We start from the raw sequence: 17,300 nt of genomic DNA on the forward strand, positions 1-17,300 counted from the left end.
CGCGGGTCTGCTGGGCGAGGTGTCATTCCTCGGTGAACTTGCCGTAGGTGGGTTTGCCCGTCGGCTGGTAGACGTTGAGCACGCAGCCGCTGCTGGTCGGCCTGGAGTCGACCAGGCGCAGGGCCGTGGGGGTGCGGCCCGGCTCGAACAGGCGCTTGCCGGTGCCCAGGACGACCGGGTACGTCCACAGGCGGAGTTCGTCGATCAGGCCGTGGTCAAGCAGCGACTGGGCGAGCACGCCGCTGCCGTGGATCTGCAGTTCCCGGCCGGGGCGGCTTCTCAGTTCGGCGATCTTCTCGATGACGTCGGTCCGGATGAGCGTCGAGTTGTTCCACTCCGCCTTGTCCAGGGTGGTCGAGACGACGTACTTGGGGAGGGTGTTGAGGGGTGTCGCGATCGGGTGGTTCTCGGCGGTGACGTTCGGCCAGTACGCCGCGAAGATCTCGTAGGTTCTGCGTCCCAGGAGGAAGGCGTCGGCCTCGGCGAACCACTCGGCGGTGTAGGTCGCCAGTCCCTCGTCCGCGTAGGGGGCCTGCCAGCCGCCGTGCCGGAACCCGTCGCGGGTGTCCTCGTCGGGTGCCCCCGGGCCCTGCATGACCCCGTCCAGCGTCAGGAACGTCGCCAGGGTGATCCTCATCGCCGTGCTCCCCTCGGTTGCGTGTGCCAATGGAGACAGGTGCCGCGTCCGAAACTCATCGGGTGGACGCGTCGTCCGCCCGCTGAGAGTCCCTTTCCGCGTTTTGTCGGAGGTGTGCGCCAGGGTCTTGCCATGGACTGGAGACCATGGCTGACCAGGTGGAGCGAGGAATGGATCGGCTGCACCGAGCCCGACGAGCTGGATCCGGAAGTGGTCCGCGACGGATGGCTCGGGTTCGATCCGGCGACCCCTGAGGCCGTCGCCGCCGCGGAGGAGCGGCTCGGGACGCGTCTGCCGCCGTCCTACCGCGAGTTCCTGCTGACCACCGACGGCTGGCGCGACGCGGGGATCTTCGTATGGCGCATGCGCGGCACGTCCGACCTCGGCTGGGTGCGCGACCTGGAGCCGTACTGGCAGGACTGGGACGAGCCCGTCGAAGAGGAGGAGGAGTCCGACGGCGGCGACGGTCCGATCAGCCGGGGGCTGCTGATCTCCCTGGAGACGGACGCGGGCATCCTGTACCTCGATCCAGGGGACGTGGACGAGAACGGGGAGTGGGCCGCCTACAGCCTGTTCTCCTGGCGCGCCGCGCCGCCTGAGCGCTTCCCGTCGTTCGTCGCGCTCATGGAGGACCTGTACGCCGAGTTCCACCAGATGCGCCGGCCCGAGGGCGCGACGCGCGACTCGTGGGCGGCCAAGGTGGATCAGGCACGCCGCGACGCCCTCGCCGGTGACGTCGACGGGGCCGAGGCCGTCCTGGCGCAGGCCGAGAACTTCGGCCACGTGCGCGCCACCGTGTTGCGCGCGCAGATGCTGCTCCTTCTCGGACGCGCCTATGACGCCGAACAGCTCTTGAGGCGACTGCTGCACCCGTCGTTCACCCCCGACGGGTTCCTCTCCGATCCGCTGTTCACCGAGGAGTTCCTGCCCCTGTTGTTCGTCGAGCACCGGCAGGCCAGTTCGCCCAACCGCAACTCCATCCTGCAGACGGCGATCGGCAGTGACCCCGAACTCGTGGTCCTCGTCGCCGAATACCAGGCGCGCCTGCGCCGCTCCGAGGCCCGGCCGGACTACGGCAACCCCGAGTTCACCGAGCTCGTCCGTGCGGCGCTGGAGCGGCATGCGAGCGATCCGGACGCGCTGTGGCGGGCCGTCGGCGACGCGCTGCCCCACTGGCGGCCGAGATCCACCGACCACATCGCGCCGGTCGTCCTGCTCACCGAGCCGGTCCTGGCCGAGACGCTCACCCCCGAACGCGGCCGCGCCCTGCTGTCCCGGCCCAGAGGTGACCGCTGATGACGCCCTTTCCCAGCCGCGACGACGTCGCCATGGAACTGATCATCAAGGAGTGCGGCGGCGAACACGACTTCCCCGAGCTGAACGTGCTGGAACCCACCGGCACCGAGACCGACCCGGACGGCCGCGCCGTCAACGTCCGCCGCGACCCGTGCCGCCGCTGCGGAACGGTCCGCATCACCCGGTGGCATCCGCCCGACCCCACCGCGGCATCCCAGCTCATCGCCGTCATCGGCACCCACGAACGGCCCGAGCCGGGCGACGTGCCGGGGGTCGCCGAACGCGCGCTCCAGATGACCGACGACGAGTACGCCGCCGCCCTCGCACGGCGCGGCTTCCCAGGAGGCGTCCCGTCCGGGTTCGCCCCGGACCGCCGTACCACCGCGACCCCCCAGCGCCTCGACCTGACCGTGCGCGTCCGGGCGGGCCAGTTCGCCCTGGTCGACAGGGGCGGATCCCTCGGCGAGATCATCCCCGTCCCCCCGCACGCCGAGTCCGCGGGCGAGCTGATCGACGCCGTCCCCGGTGCGGCGCTCCTGTGGGCGCCCGTCCACGACGGCGATCTTCCGCTGACCGTCCTGATCTCACCGGCCGACCCTGGGCCGGACCGCTCGTACCCCCGCATCGCGGAACTGAGCTGCCGCTTCCACACCGGTTACGTCACCCTCCACGAGCTGGCCGGACGCGCCCTGGATCTCCCGCCGCTGCCCGCCGGGCACGGCGACTACCGCCTGCGCTTCCACACCGCCGGCACCCGCGGCCTGCTGCAGATCTGGAACCGGCCCCGGACCGGACCCCGCGTCATCGCCTGACCCGCCGCGTCCGTGCCGTGCGGCGCCGTGGCGGTTTTCCGCCGCCCCGCCGTGCGGAAAACCGCAGGCGGATCGGGGCACGCGCATCATTACGGCGGGCAGAGCCCCGGGCCTAGCGTTCCGTGTCCATGAGGGGAACGTTGATCGAGGTCCCGCACCGGATCCGGGCCGGGCTGGCCGGTCTTCTCGGCCTGGCGGCGGTGGCCTTTCTGGTCGCGGCGACCGGCGGTGCCATGCGGCCACTGCCCGCCGCGGCGCCGAGCGGGGAGTTCAGCGCCGAACGGGCCATGCGCCACCTGGAACGCTTCGCCGCCGAACCGCGCCCGATCGGCAGCGCGGCCGGCGAACGCGCCAGGAACTACCTGGTGGAGCAGTTGCGGGCGGCGGGACTGCGGGTCGAGACGCAGCGGGCGGTCGGCGCGAACTCCTCCCGGGGGCTGGCGTCGTTCGGGCAGGTCCACAACGTGGTGGCCACGCGGCCCGGCACCGATCCGACCGGGACCGTACTGATCGCGGCGCACTACGACTCGGCGGCGATGGGGCCCGGCGCCTCCGACGACGCCGCGGCCGTCGCGGCCATGCTGGAGACCGTCCGGGCGCTCGGGAACGCCGGGCTCCGCAACGACCTGGTGCTGCTGATGAGCGACGGCGAGGAGGACGGCGTGCTCGGCGCGGAGGCGTTCGCCCGGCTGCACCCGCTGGGCCGTGCCGGCGGGGTGCTGCTGAACTTCGAGGCGCGCGGGGTCGCCGGGCCCTCCATGATGTTCGAGACGTCCGAGGACAACGCCGGGCTCGTGCGGACGTTCGCGCAGGCCGTGCCGCACCCCCGGGGCGACTCGTCCATGGTGGCGCTGTACCGGCTGCTGCCGAACAACACCGACTTCACACCGCTGACCAAGGCCGGCTTCACCGGCATGAACTTCGCCTACATCGAACGCTCCTCGCGCTACCACACCGCCCAGGACTCCCTCGCCCAGATGGACCGGGGAAGCCTCCAGCATCACGGCTCCACGATGCTGGCGCTGGCGCGCACCCTGGGCGACGCGGACCTGGCGACGATGAAGGCCGACCACGACGCCACCTACTTCCGGATCTTCGGCGTGATGGTGACGTATCCGCAGTGGCTGGTGTGGCCGCTTGCCGTGTTGTCGGTGGCGGCGGTCGCCGCGCTGGCGCTGGCCGCCCGCCGCAGGCGGCTGCTCAGCCTGCCCCGCCTGGCCGTGGGCACCCTGTCGGGGATCCTGCCGCTGCTGCTGTCGGTGGTGCTGGCGCAGGTGGTGTGGGCGCTGCTGGCCGGGGTGCGGCCCACGTACGACGTGATGGGCGGGCTGCTGCATCGACCCGGGCCGTTCCAGGCGGCCGTCGCGATGTTGGCCGGAGTCTCGGTGCTGGCCTGGTACCTGGCGCTGCGGCGCGTGGTGGGGCCCTGTGCGCTGGCGGTCGGCGCGCTGGGCTGGCCCGCCGCGCTCGGAGTGGCGTGCGCGGCCTACGCGCCGGGCGCCGCGTTCGTCTTCACCCTCCCCGCGCTGACGTGCGCCCTGGGCGGGCTGGGGGCGCTGCTGCTGCCCCGGGGGCGGATGGCCACGCTGACGGCGGGGACGATCGTGTCGGCGATCCTGCTGCCCGCGCTGGCCAGGACGGTGTTCGCGGGCATGGGGCTGGCGCTGGGCGGTGCCGCCGCCCTGATGGTGGCGCTGTTCCTGTTGACGCTGCTGCCCTTCGCGGAGCTCGCGTTGCCCGAGCGCCGCCGGTGGCGGCTCGCCGTCCCGGCCGTCGGCGTGGTGCTGGCGGGCGCGCTGGTCGCCGCCGGACTGGCCGTCGATCGCTTCGACGCGGACAACCCGGGGCGCACGCACCTGTCGTACGTGGTGGACGCCGACGGCCGGAAGGCCCACTGGGTCAGCGCCGACACCGAACCGCCCGCCTGGACCAAGCGCTACGTCTCCGGCCATGACACCGCGGCCCTCCCACCCGGCTACGCGCGCGGCACTCTCTGGACGGGGCCCGCCCCCGCCGTTCGCGCCGCCGCCCCCCGCCTGTCGCTGGTGAGCCGCTCCGGTGACACGCTCAGGCTGCGCGTGCGCGTCGGCCGCGGCGCCCGATCGGTCACCCTCCGCGTCGAACGCCCTCTCACTCAGGCCACGGCGGCGGTCCGCGGCCTGACCCCCGTGACCGTCCCCGTCACGGGAACACGGGCCCGGACCTGGCCGGGGGAGGTGCGCTTCCGCGGCCTGCCCGCCGAAGGCGCCGAGATCACGCTGCGCGTGCCGGGGACGGGCCGGCTCCGCGTCACCGCCATCGCCGAGACCGACGGCCTGCGGAGCGTCCCGGGATTCACGGCCATGCCGCCGAATCTGGTCGCCTCGACCCGCGAGGACGGCGGACTCGTGGCGGTCACCCGTACGTACACCCTCTGAGACGCCGCCTGCGAACCATGCGTTACCGCAGGTGAATGCAGACTTCTCGTCCAACAGCGGAGCCCCGGAGTGGACCGGAATAAGGGTGGCTCAGGCGTTCCCTAAGTGAACCTTAAGAGAGGTCGTCGCGGGGGGTGGGCGGCTTAGCGTCTTGGGTGTCACAGCAAGACTTTTGGCGGAGGTGCAGAGGCTGGAGAGCAGAGCGAACGTCGGCTGAGGTTCCGACCCGAGGTTCCTGATTGAGACAGGCGGCTGGCCCGTACGACCCCTTAATCCGCTCTGGGGTCGTGCGGGCCAGAGCCGTTTTCACGCTCGGGAGCGGGGGTCAGTCGCGGGGGAGGGCGCCGTGGAGGAGGAGGCGGAAGGCGTCGGCGGTGCCGGTGGCGGTGGTGTCGCCGGTGGACAGGCGGCGGACGGCCAGGCCGTAGAGCATGGCGACGACGGCGGGGGCGTGGCGTTCGGCGTCGGGGATGCCGAGGGCGGTCAGGACGGCGGTGGCGAGGCGGTCGTAGGCCTCGACGGAGCGGGTGGAGGTGGCGCGGACGGCGGGGTCGCGGGCCGCGTGCAGGTGCAGTTCGAGGTTGGCGAGCTGCTCGGGGCCGTAGGAGAACTCGACGATGGCCTTCTCCACCTCGTCGGCGGCCTGGTCGGCGTCGATGCCCGCGGTGCGCAGCCGTTCGACGTGGGCGGTGATCCGGGCGATCTCCTCGTCGACGAAGGTGTGCAGGGCCTCCCGGAGCAGGTCGGACTGGTTCGGGAAGTGGTAGGTCAGCGAGCCGAGGGAGACGCCGGCCGCGCGGGCGACGGCACGGTTGGTCACGGCGCCGACGCCCTGCTCGCCGATCAGGCGCAGGGCGGCGTGCAGGATGCGGTCACGGGCGTTCATCGACCCCAGTCTTCCGGATCGGGTGGTGTTCCCGTTATCGTTCGTTCGAACGAACGATACCCCGGGTGGGCGAGTTGTCCGCCCGGGCCGATCCGGAGGTGCGGCGTGGAGGGGCTGGCCGAGCAGGCGCGGGCGCTGGCGGACGGTCAGGTGACGGCCAAGGAGCTGGTCGAGCGGTCGCTGGAGCGCATCGCGGAGCTGGACGGGCTGGGCGCCTTCCGGGTGGTGTGCGCCGAGGCGGCGCGGGAGGCGGCGGCGGAGGCCGACCGGCGGCTGGCCGACGGGGAGCGGCTGCCGCTGCTGGGCGTCCCGGTGGCGATCAAGGACGACACGGACCTGGCGGGGGAGACGACGCCGTTCGGGGTGCCGGGCGACCACCTGCCGAAGACGGCGGACGCCGAGCTGGTGCGGCGGCTGAAGGCGGCCGGGGCGGTCGTGGTGGGCAAGACGACGACGTGCGAGCTGGGGCTGTGGCCGTTCAGCGAGTCGCCGGGGTTCGGGTGTGCCAGGAACCCGTGGAACCCCGAGCACACGCCGGGAGGGTCGTCGGGGGGTTCGGCGGCGGCCGTGGCGGCGGGGATGGTTCCGGCGGCGGTGGGGTCGGACGGTGCGGGGTCGATCCGCATTCCGGCGGCCTGGACCGGCCTGGTGGGCATCAAGCCGCAGCGGGGCAGGGTGTCCGGTTTCCCGCACCGGGATCCGTTCAACGGGCTGACGGTCTGGGGGCCGCTGGCCAGGAGCGTCGAGGACGCGGCGCTGCTGCTGGACGTGCTGACCGGAAGCCATCCCGAGGACGTGTACCGGCTCGACGCGCCGGTGACGCCGTTCCTGGAGGCGGCCCGGACCAGGCCGCGCCGGCTCAAGATCGCGGTGTCGTTCAGGACGGCGTTCGGGGTGAGCGGCAGGCTCGATCCGCAGATCCGGGCGGCGGTGGAGAGGATGGCCCGCAGGCTCACCGACCTGGGGCACAAGGTGTTCCCGGCCGACCCCGATTACGGGCCGGTGGTGCTGGGGCTGGTTCCGCGCGGCACGGCCGGGGTGGCGGACTGGCTGGACTCCCTCCCGGGGGCGACGCCGGAGCCGCGCACCGAGATGGAGGCGCGGATCGGCAGGACGGTCGGCAGAAGGCTGCTTCCGCTGGCCAGGCGCTTGGACCCGGGGCTGCGCAGGAGGATCGGCAGGATCTTCCAGTACGCGGACGTCGTGCTCACCCCGACGACCGCGCAGCTTCCGTCGAAGGTGGGGGCCTACGACGGCGTTCCCTACCGCAGGACGCAGTCGGGGGTGGCCGCCGCCTGCCCCTACTGCTGGACGTGGAACGTGCTGGGGTGGCCGGCGGTCAACGTCCCCGCGGGGCTGAGCCGGGAGGGGCTGCCGATCGGGGCGCAGCTGCTCGGGCACGATTCGGACGAGGCGACGCTCATCTCGCTGGCCGCCGAACTGGAGGCCGTGGAGGGATGGACGGAGCTTCGTCCACGGGTCAGTAGCCCGCGCCGGTGAGCATCCCGCCGTCCACCAGGATCTCGCTGCCGGTGCAGTAACTCGACTCGTCCGAGGCCAGGTACACCAGCAGGCCGGTGACCTCCCTGGTCGAGCCGAGGCGGCCGAGCGGCAGCGCCTTCATGAACGCGTCGGCACTGGCGGCGGTGGCGTTGACGACGTCGTCCTGCATCGACATCGGCGTGATGATGCCGCCGGGGTGGATGGAGTTCACGCGGATGCCGTCCGGGCCGAGCTCGCGGGCGGCGGCCTTGGTGAGGCCGCGCACGCCGAATTTGCTGGCCGAGTAGGCGGCGAGCCCGGCGGCGCCGATGAACCCCTCGGTGGACGACACGTTGACGATGGAGCCGCCGCCCGCGGCGCGCATGGCCGCTGTCACGGACTTGATGCCGAGCCACTGGCCGACGAGGTTGACGTCCAGGATGCGGCGGCACTCGTCCAGCGACATCTCCTCGATGCTCTTGTGCCGGATGATCCCGGCGTTGTTGACCAGCACGTCGAGCCGGCCGAAGGCGTTCACGGCGGTGTCGACGGCGCTCCGCCAGTCCTCCGGCGAGGTCACGTCCATGCGGACGAACCGACCGGCGTCGGCGAGGTCGGCGGCGAGTTTGGCGCCCTCCTCCTCCAGCACGTCGCCGAACACCACCTTGGCGCCCTCGGCGACGAAACGCCGCACGTGCGCCTTGCCCATGCCGCGTGCGCCGCCGGTGATGAGCGCGACCTTGCCGTCAAGCTGTCCCATGCCTGCTCCTCGCGGAGAACGTCTTTCCCGCGGCCACCGCGACGGCGGCGGCCTCCATGGTGCGGTACACCGGTATCCCGGCGCCGCGGGCGATGCGCCGGACGTCGTCCTCGACCCCGGCCGGTGCGCATTCGCTGTTGCGCAGCACCAGCGTGACGCGCGTGCGGGGCAGCTCCTCCTGGAGCGCGCCGAGCCTGCGCGCGTAGGTCAGCAGCGGCTCGACGCTGGTGCCGAACGTGACGAAGCTCTGCACGTTGACGTGCGCGACGACGTCGGTGAACGGGCGGTCCGCCACGATCGCGGTGACGGCGCCGCGCACCAGGTCCGGGTCGGCCTGCGGACCCACGGGGATTTCGAGGGGGTTGGCCAGGGAGCTGCCCGCGCCCAGGCCGAGGTCGCGGAGCGCGGCCTTCGTCTCGTCGGGGAACGCGGTCAGTTCCAGGCCCGCGGTGTCGAACACGTCGGCGGCCAGGACGCTCGCGCCGCCGCTCGGCCCGATGACCAGCACGTCCCGGCCGGGGCCGACGTCGCGCGCGGAGTGCAGGTCGAGGAAGTCCAGGGCGCCGATGAGGTCGTCCTGGCCGGTGACGAGGGCCACGCCGGTCTGGGCGGCCAGGGCCGACCAGACGCGGGTGTCGCTGACCATGCCGCCGGTGTGGGACGCGGCGGCCGTGCGGCCCTGGCGGCTGCGGCCCCCGACCAGCGCGACGACCGGCTTGCCGACCTCGCGCAGCGTCTCGAACAGGCCCCGGCCGTCGCGGGGGTCCTCCAGGTAGAGGCCGATGACGGCGGTGTCGTCGTCGGCCGCCAGGTAGCGCAGCAGCTCGGCGGGCGTCACGTCGGCGCTGTTGCCGACCGTGGCGACCTTGGAGAACGCCAGCCCGCGCCGCTCGCCGACCTTGATCACCTCGCCCGCGAGCCCGCCGCTCTGCGAGATCATCGCGATGCGCCCGGGGCGTCCCGGCTCGCCGCCGAGGAACGTCTGCCCGCCCGCAGGCGCGTACACGCCCATGCAGTTGGGGCCGAGCAGCCGCACGCCCGCCTCGCGTGCCGCCGCCAGCAGGCCGGCCTCCAGCTCGGCCGCGCCCATCTCGCGGAACCCGCCGCTCATCACCTGCACGTACGGGATCCCGGCCGCCTGCCGCACCACCTCGGCGCAGCGCGCCGCGGGCACGGCCACCAGCGCGTAGTCGACGTCCGGGGCGGCGTCGGCCAGGGACGGGACGCAGGGCACGCCGTCGATGTCGCTGGCCGTGGGGTGCACCGCGAGCAGCGTCCCCTTGTAGCCCGCCGCCTTGTAGAAGCCGAGGAACATGTTGCCGAACCCGGGCTTCCTGGTGGAGGCGCCCACCACCGCGATGCCGCGCGGCGCGAACAGGCGGTCGAAGCCGGACGCGGCGCGCGGCTGCCGGTCGCCCGCGGGGCGGCGGCCGGTGGGCAGCGTGTCGGCGCCCAGGAGCCGGGCGTCCACCGCGACGGCGCCGTGCGGGCCGCAGATCACCGGGTTCAGCTCGAACTCGGTGAACCCGTCGCCGAGCCGGTCGACGATCCCGCCGGGGCTGCCGACCGCCAGCATCACCCGGACCAGCGCGTCCTGGTCGATGCCCGGCCGGCCGCGCGAGCCGTTCAGCAGGGCGGCGCCGCGCAGCTCGTCCAGCATGGAGTGCGCGTCGGCCTCGGTCACCGGGCACAGCCGCAGCGCCGTGTCGCGCAGCACCTCCGTCCACACGCCGCCCAGGCCGACCAGCAGCACCGGGCCGAACGCGGGGTCGCGGACGGCGCCGACGATGACCTCCACGCCCGGCGCGGCCTGCTCCTCCACCAGGAAGCCGTCCGGCGTCACGCCCCGGGCCGTGAGAGCGGTGAGCATCTCGGCGGCGGCGTCGCAGGCGGCAGGCGGCGACTCGAGCCCCAGACGGACGGCCCCGGCGTCGCTCTTGTGCACGAGGCCGGGCCCGTAGGCCTTCACCACCAGCGGGCTCGTCAGGCCGTGCGCGGCCGTTCCCACGCCTTCGGGGGACGAGGCGGTCGCGCCGCGCGGCACGGCCACCCCGAACCCCCGGATCCACGCCTTGACGGCGTGCTCGGGAACCGACTTCATCGGGCCGGTCACCGGACGCGGTCGGCGTACCGGTCGCGGATGCCGCGCCGCAGCAGCTTGCCGGGCCCGCCCGACGCGTCCTGGGTGTGCGGCAGCTCGTCGGCGACCACGACGGTGTCGGGCGCCCGGTGGGCGGGCAGCCGGCCCGCGAGCGCGGCGCGCACCGCGTCGGCGTCCAGCGTCGCCCCCGATCTCGGGACGACGGCCAGCAGGATCTTCTGCTCGACCGCGTCGCGGCCCTCCGGATGCGCGGGCACCCCGACCGCCCCGGCCTCGGCCACGCCGTCCACCTCGATCGCGGCCTCCTCGATCTGCGCGGGCTGCGTCCACTGACCGCCCTTGAGGATGGAGTCCTCGCGGCGGCCCAGCACGTACAGGAACCCGGCCTCGTCCATGCGGCCCAGGTCGCCGCCCACGTACCAGCCGTCGCGCAGCACCTCGGCGGTCTTGTCGGGCTGCCCGTCGTAGCCGGCCATCAGGTTGGGGCCGGACAGGTTGATCTCGCCGACCTCGCCGACGACCCGTTCGCCGCCCGGGTCGGTGATCCGCACCGCGCAGGACATGCGGGCCCGGCCCACCGACGAGATGTCCTGGCTGCCGTCGTCCTGGCGGCCGAAGCAGGTGTAGGGCGCCTCGGTCTGCCCGTAGTAGCTGTAGATCGCCGCGTCCGGCAGCCGCCGCATGATGCGTTCGCGCAGGCTCGGCAGCAGCGGCTCGCCGCCCAGCACGATCGCGCGCAGCGACGACAGGTCGGCGTCGCGGTGCTCGTCCGAGCCGAGCAGCGCCGAGAAGAAGCTGGGGATCAGGCTGACGTGGGTGACCTTCTCGCGCGGCACCACCGTGAGGAAGTTGGCCGGGCCCCAGTCCTGCTCCAGCACCAGCTTCATGCCCGCGTAGAACGCCGGGCCGACCAGCGCGGGGAAGCCGATGCCCCAGATGATCGCGCCCGTGCCCATCACCGAGTCCTGGTCGCGGCCCACGTCCAGCCAGATCTGCGCCGACGCCAGCGAGCTGAAGTGGGTGTGCATGACGGCCTTCGGCAGGCCGGTCGTGCCGGAGGTGTAGAACAGCGCGAGCAGGTCGTTGCCGAACCCGCCGAGCGGCGGCTCGGCCTCGCTCGCCTCGGCGGCCAGCGCGTCCAGGTCGACGGCGTCGGCGCCCGGCCCGCCGACGCGCAGCCACAGCTTCACGTTCGGCAGCTCGGGACGGATGGAGGCCACCGCGTCCTCCACCGTGGCGTCGTACACGAACGCCGTGCACTCGGAGCGCTCCACCACCTGCCGGAGGGTGTCGGCGGGCCAGTACGGGTTGAGCGCGGCGACGACCGAGCCGATCTTCATCTGCGCCAGGTAGACCTCGGCGACGTGCAGGGTCTCGTTCATCAGCGACGCCACCCGCATGCCGGGCGTCACCCCGGCCGCCAGCAGCGCGTGCGCCACCCGGTTGACCCTGCGGTTGAGCCGGTCGTAGGTGAAGCTCTGCTCGCCGCAGTACGTCAGCGCCACCTTGTCGGGGGTGCGCCGGGCGTTCGCGGTGAGGATGGCGTAGGCGTAGTTGCTGAAGGGGGAGTTCTCTCGCGCCACGGCTCGGCTCCTTCGGCTCCGGCTCGGGGGGTGGGGTCGCGGGACGGTGGCGGGGGGACGTGCCTTCGAGGAACGGGGACCTGTCAGCCGATCAGGGGCGGGGCGAGTACAGGACGAACGCGTTGCCGGCCGGGTCGCGCAGCACGGCGCGGATCTCGTGCGGCCCCTCCTCGGGCCCGCGCACCAGCCGCGCCCCGGCCGCGGTGAGCCGCTCCACCGCCCCGGCCACGTCGTCGACCTTGAACGACACCGCGGGCACGCCGCCGGTCACGTCCTCGCCGGGCCCGGCCACCGCGAACGTGGTGCCGCCGCCGTCGAAGGCGGCGAACCGGTCGCCGTCGGTGAACTTCACGGCCAGGCCCAGGGCGTCGCGGTAGAAGCGGACCGCCTCGTCCACGTCCTTCGCGACGTACAGGACGTTGCCTATGCGCGTCATGCTGCTGGCCTCCAGTGGGGGATCGGGCCGAAGCCGTCGAGGTCGTCGAAGGTCACCCGCACCGGCATCCCGATCCGCACGTCCTCGGGCGGGCAGCCGGTGACGTCCCCGAACACCCGGGCGCCCTCCGGCAGGTCGATCCACGCGACGACGTACGGCGGGGTGAACCCGGGAAGGAAGCTGCGGTGCACGACGCTGAACGTGTGGACCTGGCCGTGTCCGGACACCGCCTCGTACGCCGGTTCGGCGCCGCCGCAGAACGGGCAGGACGGTTCGGGGAAGTGGACGAACCGCGCGCACTCCCGGCAGCGCTGGAGCACCAGCTCGCCGCGCCGGCAGGCCGTCCAGTACGGCTCGGTCAGCGGCGTCGGCGCGGGGGAGGGGCGCGGGCGGTCCATCGCCAGCCAACCTAGCGCACGCTTGGTTGGCGAACAAGGCGCCGAACCGGGTTCGCGAAGGTCGGCAATCCAGCGGAAGACCGCCCGGCTCAGGCGGGCGAGGCCAGGTCGGCGAGGGCGTCGCGGGACAGCCGGTCGGCCCGGCGGGTGGTCTCCGGCAGGCGGTAGCGGGGGGTCAGCGCGAGGGCGTGACGGCACGCGGTGTCGAGGTCCACGCGGTGCCCGACCGACACGAACACCGGCTTGACGCCGTCGCGCGTCCGCAGCACGCGCCCGACGACCTCGCCGTCGTGCCGCACCGGGCTCGCGTCGCCGCGCCGCTCTCCCGGCGGGTCGTAGGCGCCGACGAACGGGGTCTTGGCGATGCCCATCGACGGCAGCCCGGTCAGCACGCCCAGGTGGCAGGCCAGGCCGAACCGGCGCGGGTGGGCCAGTCCGTAGCCGTCGCACACCAGCAGGTCGGGCGTCGCCGACAGCCGCCGCAGCGCCTCCACCAGCGCGGGCAGCTCGCGGAACGCCAGCAGGCCCGGCACGTACGGGAACGCGGCGGTGCCGGTGACCACCGACTCCTCCACCACGTCCAGCGTGGCGGCGTCCAGCACGACCACGGCGGCGGCGAGGCGTCCGCCCTGCCCGCCCCCGTCGCCCTCGTACGACACGTCCAGCCCGGCGATCAGGCGGGGCGCCTGCGGCCCCGGGCCGTCCAGGTCGAGCAGGGGGCGCAGCCGGTCCTGGATCTCCTCGGCCTCCTCGGCGGTGGCGGGCCAGCCGTGCAGGTCGCGTACGTCCATGGACGGGACGTTACCGGCCCCGTCTACCAAGCAAGTGCTAGATTGATTTACGTGCCGATCGATCTCGCCGCACTGGCCGCCCCCGCCCACACCGCCGTGCTGGTCATGGAGATGCAGCGCGGCGTGGTCGGGGACCTGGCCCGCTTCCCCGACCTGGTCAAGGTGTGCGCCGAGCGGGAGGTGACCGCGGGCGCCGTCCGCGCCGTCACCGCCGCCCGCGCCGCCGGGATCCGCGTCGTGCACTGCACCGCCGCGTTCCGCGCCGACCGCGCCGGCAGCCACACCGGCAACAGCCCGTTCATCAGGGGACTGCTGCGCGACCCCGCGCACATGCTGGAGGGCACGGGCGCGATCGAGGTGCTGCCGGAGCTGTACGACCCGGCCGACCTGGAGTCGCGCCGCTACCACGGGTTCTCCCCGTTCACCGGCACGTCCCTGGACCAGACGCTGCGCGCCCTCGGCGTGCGCACCGTCGTCGCCCTCGGCGTGTCGCTCAACCTCGGCGTCCCCGGCCTGTGCCTGGAGGCGGTCAACCTCGGCTACCGGGTGGTCGTCGTCACCGACGCGGTCGCGGGGATGCCCGCCGAGTACGGCGACGCCGTCATGGCCAACACCGTCGCCCTGCTGGCCGCCCGCGCCACCAGCACCGACCTCGCCGCCGCCTGGAGGACCGCGTGAACGGACTGACCCTGGACGGGCGCGTCGCGGTCGTCACCGGCGGCGCCGGGGGCATCGGCCGGGCCGTCTGCGCCGACCTGGCGTCCCTCGGCGCCCACGTCGTCGTCGCCGACCTCGACGGCGCCGCCGCCGAGGAGGCCGCCGAGGCCGTCGGCGGGACCGCCCACCGCGTCGACCTCGCCGACCCCGGCGACATCGACCGCTTCACCGCCGGGGTGGGGCGCGTCGACGTGCTCGTGCACAACGCGGGCGTCAGCATCGTCGAGCCGTTCACCGACAGCGACCCCGCCCACTGGGACCTGATGTGGAAGGTGAACCTGCGCGCCCCCATGCAGCTCACCAGGGCGCTGCTGCCGGGCATGACCGAACGCGGCTGGGGGCGCCTGGTGTTCGTCTCCTCCGACGGTGCGCGCGCGGGCTCCGGCGGCGAGGGCGCCTACGCGGCCACCAAGGCGGGGCTGTTCGGCCTCGCCAAGACCCTCGCCCGGGAGGCCGCGCGCGGCGGCGTCACCAGCAACGTCGTCTGCCCCGGCCCGACCGACACCCCGATGGTCCGGGCGGTGTCCGACCGGCACCCCGGGCTGCTGGACAAGCTCGCCAGGCAGATCCCGCTGCGCCGCATCGGCCGCCCGGACGACGTCGCCGGGCTCGTCGCGTTCCTGTGCACCGACCGCGCCGCCTACATCACCGGCCAGACCGTGTCGGTCAGCGGCGGCATCACCATGCACTGATGGCGCCGGTCTGATGGGGGTGGGCTCAGGCGAGACAGGCGTAGGCGGCCTCGATCAGGCGGAAGGCGCGCGCGTCGCCGGTCAGCCCGTCGCCCATCAGGTTGGGCAGGTACGCCAGCGCCAGCCCGGCCTCGGCGTCGCCCAGCCCGATCGACCCGCCCGCGCCGCCGTGCCCGAACGCCGACGCGCGGCCGGCCGCCGGGACGCGGAACGGGGAGGCCGGCCGCATGTAGCCGAGCCCGAACGCGGTCTCGAGGACCATCGTGCGGTCGGGGCCGTGCACGCGGGGCCTGATGGCCTCGCGCAGCGTGGCGGGCCGCAGGATCCGCCCGGCCGCAAGGTCGCGGTAGAAGCCCGCCATGCCCGCCGCCGTCGTCATCATCCCCGCGCCCGGCCAGCCCGCCCGCAGCACGACCGGGTTGTTGAAGCCGCCCTTGCCGGGATGCGGGTTGTTGAGCGCCCGGTTGAGCCGGCTGCCGGGATCGGCCGCCGCCTTCGCCAGCCGCTCCAGCGACGAGGCATCCGGGACCGGGGCGTCCTGCGCCGGCCGCCCGCCGTCCGGGGCCTGGCCGCGCCGCGCGGCGGTCAGCTTGGCGCCGCGTTCGATGACGTCGTCGGGGGCGCCGATCCAGAGGTCGAGGTCCCCGGCGAACTCCTCCTTCACGAACGTCCCGACCGGCCGCCCCGACAGCCGCCGGACGATCTCGCCGGCGAGCCACCCGTACGTCAGCGCGTGGTAGCCGTGGCCCTCGCCGGGCGTCCACTCGGGCTCCTGCGCCGCCAGCTCGGCCGCCAGCGCGGCCGGGTCCGCGGCCTCCTCGGCGGAGACCGGACGGGCGAACGCGGGCAGCCCCGCCTGGTGGGACAGCAGGTGCGCCGCCGTCGTGCCCTCCTTGCCGTGCGTGCCGAACTCCGGCCACCACGCCGTCACCGGGCCGTCGACGTCGTAGGCGCCGCGCTCGGCCAGCAGCAGGGCCGCCGTGGCGGTGAGCGCCTTGGTGCAGGAGAACGCGAAGCACGGGGTGTCGGCCCGCCACTCGCGTCCGGTGCGCCGGTCGGCCACGCCGCCCCACAGGTCCACCACCTTGCGGTCGCCCGCGTACACCGCGACGGCCGCGCCCAGCTCCAGCCCGTCGGCGAAGTGCCGCTCGAAGACGTCCCGTACCGCCGCGAAGGCCGGATCGCACTGTCCCTGTACCGCCGTCTGCGCCACGTTCCCGCTCCGCTCGTCGAGGAAGGTTTCACCGAATGACGTTCGAACAGTATGGCAACTGGGGGCGCTGGGGCGCCGACGACGAGCGCGGCACCCTCAACCTGCTGACCCCGGAGGCGGTCGTGGCGGCGGCCCGGTGCGTGCGGGAGGGGCGCGTGGTGAGCCTGGCGATGCCGATCCGCGGCGCCACCTCCTCGCCCGCGCCCACGACCGTCCCGCACCTGCGGGGCAGGCCGCTGCCGCAGCACTTCATGTCCGTGGACGGCGGCGACTACGCGGCGGGCGCGCGGGCGATCGGCGCGGGACTGCGGATGGCCGACGACGCGCTGGTCGTCACGCCGCACGGCACCACGACGCACATGGACGCGCTGTGCCACATGTGGTCGGGCGACGAGCTCTACAACGGGCATCCGGCCGGACGGGTGCGCTCCTACGGGGCGCAGCGGTGCGGCATCGACAAGGCCGGGCCGGTGGTGGCGCGGGGCGTGCTGTTCGATGTGGCGGGGCTGCGCGGCGTCCCGCACCTGGCGGCGGCCGACCGGATCGGCCCCGACGAGCTGCGGGCGTGCCTGGACGCGGCCGGCACCGAGCTGCGCCCCGGTGACGTCGCCGTCGTCCGCACCGGCTGGCCGCTGACCTGGCAGGAGGAGGGGCCGGACGGCTACTGGGCCGGGCAGCCGGGCCTGAGCGCCGACGGCGGCCGCTGGCTGGCCGGACACGACGTCGGCATGGTCGCCGCCGACAACGCCGCGATCGGCGGGCTCAACGAGCGCCAGCTCGCCGACGAGGGCCTCGCCGACGACCTGCACATGATCCTGCTGTGGCGGCACGGCGTCCACCTGGCCGAGATGCTGTGGCTGGAGGAGCTGGCCGGAGCCGGACGCGCCGAGTTCCTGTTCGTCGCGGCCCCGCTGCGCATCGAGGGCGGCACCGCCAGCCCGATCAACCCGATCGCCGTCCTGTGAGCCGTTCCCCGGGCCGTCGTGAGCCTTGCTAACCGACTGCGGCGGTAGGAAATGCAGGTCGACGCGGTGGCCGGGGTTGACATTCTGGTATCCCTACCGGAATTATCTGGAATA

Annotated in this window: 16 protein-coding genes; 7 read left to right on the forward strand and 9 right to left on the reverse strand. The window is 73.9% G+C overall.

The features are described from left to right. Positions 1–22: 22 nt before the first annotated feature. Positions 23–637 (reverse strand): dihydrofolate reductase family protein, encoded by a 615-nt coding sequence (locus tag ABD811_RS17490; RefSeq protein WP_344948321.1) that lies wholly within the window; start codon positions 635–637, stop codon positions 23–25. 132 nt (positions 638–769) lie between these two features. On the opposite strand from ABD811_RS17490, the gene ABD811_RS17495 reads away from it, so the two are divergent. The 3 genes from ABD811_RS17495 to ABD811_RS17505 all read left to right on the forward strand — a co-directional run bounded on the left by ABD811_RS17495 (position 770) and on the right by ABD811_RS17505 (position 5,162). Continuing rightward, positions 770–1,933: an SMI1/KNR4 family protein gene (locus tag ABD811_RS17495; RefSeq protein WP_344948324.1), complete on the forward strand. Its 1,164-nt coding sequence runs from the start codon at positions 770–772 to the stop codon at positions 1,931–1,933. Beyond that, positions 1,933–2,745, forward strand: coding sequence for a hypothetical protein (locus ABD811_RS17500; protein WP_344948328.1), 813 nt, complete (start codon positions 1,933–1,935; stop codon positions 2,743–2,745). Before ABD811_RS17495 ends, ABD811_RS17500 begins: the two co-directional genes overlap by 1 nt. Before the next feature lie 128 nt (positions 2,746–2,873). Next, positions 2,874–5,162, forward strand: coding sequence for a M28 family peptidase (locus ABD811_RS17505; RefSeq protein WP_344948331.1), 2,289 nt, complete (start codon positions 2,874–2,876; stop codon positions 5,160–5,162). 325 nt (positions 5,163–5,487) lie between these two features. Here ABD811_RS17505 and ABD811_RS17510 read toward each other — a convergent pair whose 3' ends face one another. Continuing rightward, positions 5,488–6,048: a TetR/AcrR family transcriptional regulator gene (locus tag ABD811_RS17510; protein ID WP_344948333.1), complete on the reverse strand. Its 561-nt coding sequence runs from the start codon at positions 6,046–6,048 to the stop codon at positions 5,488–5,490. 105 nt (positions 6,049–6,153) lie between these two features. On the opposite strand from ABD811_RS17510, the gene ABD811_RS17515 reads away from it, so the two are divergent. Beyond that, positions 6,154–7,548 (forward strand): amidase, encoded by a 1,395-nt coding sequence (locus tag ABD811_RS17515; RefSeq protein WP_344948337.1) that lies wholly within the window; start codon positions 6,154–6,156, stop codon positions 7,546–7,548. Here ABD811_RS17515 and ABD811_RS17520 read toward each other — a convergent pair. The 6 genes from ABD811_RS17520 to nfi form a co-directional block, all read right to left on the reverse strand. Then, positions 7,529–8,290 (reverse strand): glucose 1-dehydrogenase, encoded by a 762-nt coding sequence (locus ABD811_RS17520; RefSeq protein ID WP_344948340.1) that lies wholly within the window; start codon positions 8,288–8,290, stop codon positions 7,529–7,531. The two genes, ABD811_RS17515 and ABD811_RS17520, sit on opposite strands and share 20 nt — an antisense overlap. Next, on the reverse strand, positions 8,277–10,391 hold the full coding sequence (locus ABD811_RS17525) for an acetate--CoA ligase family protein (RefSeq protein ID WP_344948343.1): 2,115 nt from the start codon (positions 10,389–10,391) through the stop codon (positions 8,277–8,279). Before ABD811_RS17525 ends, ABD811_RS17520 begins: the two co-directional genes overlap by 14 nt. Before the next feature lie 8 nt (positions 10,392–10,399). Beyond that, entirely contained in the window at positions 10,400–11,974 is a 1,575-nt protein-coding gene (locus tag ABD811_RS17530) for a class I adenylate-forming enzyme family protein (RefSeq protein ID WP_344948345.1), read from the reverse strand. Between the two features lie 91 nt (positions 11,975–12,065). Further along, positions 12,066–12,410 carry a VOC family protein gene (locus ABD811_RS17535; protein ID WP_344948348.1) on the reverse strand — a complete coding sequence of 115 codons (345 nt, stop codon included), beginning with the start codon at positions 12,408–12,410 and terminating at the stop codon, positions 12,066–12,068. Continuing rightward, on the reverse strand, positions 12,407–12,808 hold the full coding sequence (locus ABD811_RS17540) for a Zn-ribbon domain-containing OB-fold protein (RefSeq protein ID WP_344948351.1): 402 nt from the start codon (positions 12,806–12,808) through the stop codon (positions 12,407–12,409). Before ABD811_RS17540 ends, ABD811_RS17535 begins: the two co-directional genes overlap by 4 nt. 89 nt (positions 12,809–12,897) lie before the next feature. Next, a complete protein-coding gene (gene nfi / locus ABD811_RS17545) occupies positions 12,898–13,599 on the reverse strand; it encodes a deoxyribonuclease V (protein ID WP_344948354.1) in 702 nt (233 codons plus the stop codon). A gap of 51 nt (positions 13,600–13,650) precedes the next feature. Here nfi and ABD811_RS17550 point away from each other — a divergent pair, with 51 nt between their 5' ends. Then, on the forward strand, positions 13,651–14,277 hold the full coding sequence (locus tag ABD811_RS17550; RefSeq protein ID WP_344948357.1) for an isochorismatase family protein: 627 nt from the start codon (positions 13,651–13,653) through the stop codon (positions 14,275–14,277). Continuing rightward, the gene (locus ABD811_RS17555; RefSeq protein WP_344948360.1) at positions 14,274–15,008 is read left to right on the forward strand and encodes an SDR family NAD(P)-dependent oxidoreductase; all 735 of its coding nucleotides are present in this window, start codon (positions 14,274–14,276) and stop codon (positions 15,006–15,008) included. The genes ABD811_RS17550 and ABD811_RS17555 overlap by 4 nt, the downstream gene beginning before the upstream one ends. Before the next feature lie 25 nt (positions 15,009–15,033). On the opposite strand, the gene ABD811_RS17560 is transcribed toward ABD811_RS17555, so the two are convergent. Next, complete coding sequence (locus ABD811_RS17560) at positions 15,034–16,221, reverse strand: serine hydrolase domain-containing protein (protein WP_344948362.1); 1,188 nt, start codon at positions 16,219–16,221, stop codon at positions 15,034–15,036. Positions 16,222–16,256: 35 nt separating this feature from the next. Here ABD811_RS17560 and ABD811_RS17565 point away from each other — a divergent pair, with 35 nt between their 5' ends. Further along, a complete protein-coding gene (locus ABD811_RS17565) occupies positions 16,257–17,186 on the forward strand; it encodes a cyclase family protein (RefSeq protein WP_344948365.1) in 930 nt (309 codons plus the stop codon). Positions 17,187–17,300: the final 114 nt, after the last annotated feature.

Origin of the sequence: Actinomadura miaoliensis (assembly GCF_039536785.1) — a bacterium.
Taxonomy (GTDB): Bacteria; Actinomycetota; Actinomycetes; order Streptosporangiales; family Streptosporangiaceae; genus Spirillospora; species Spirillospora miaoliensis.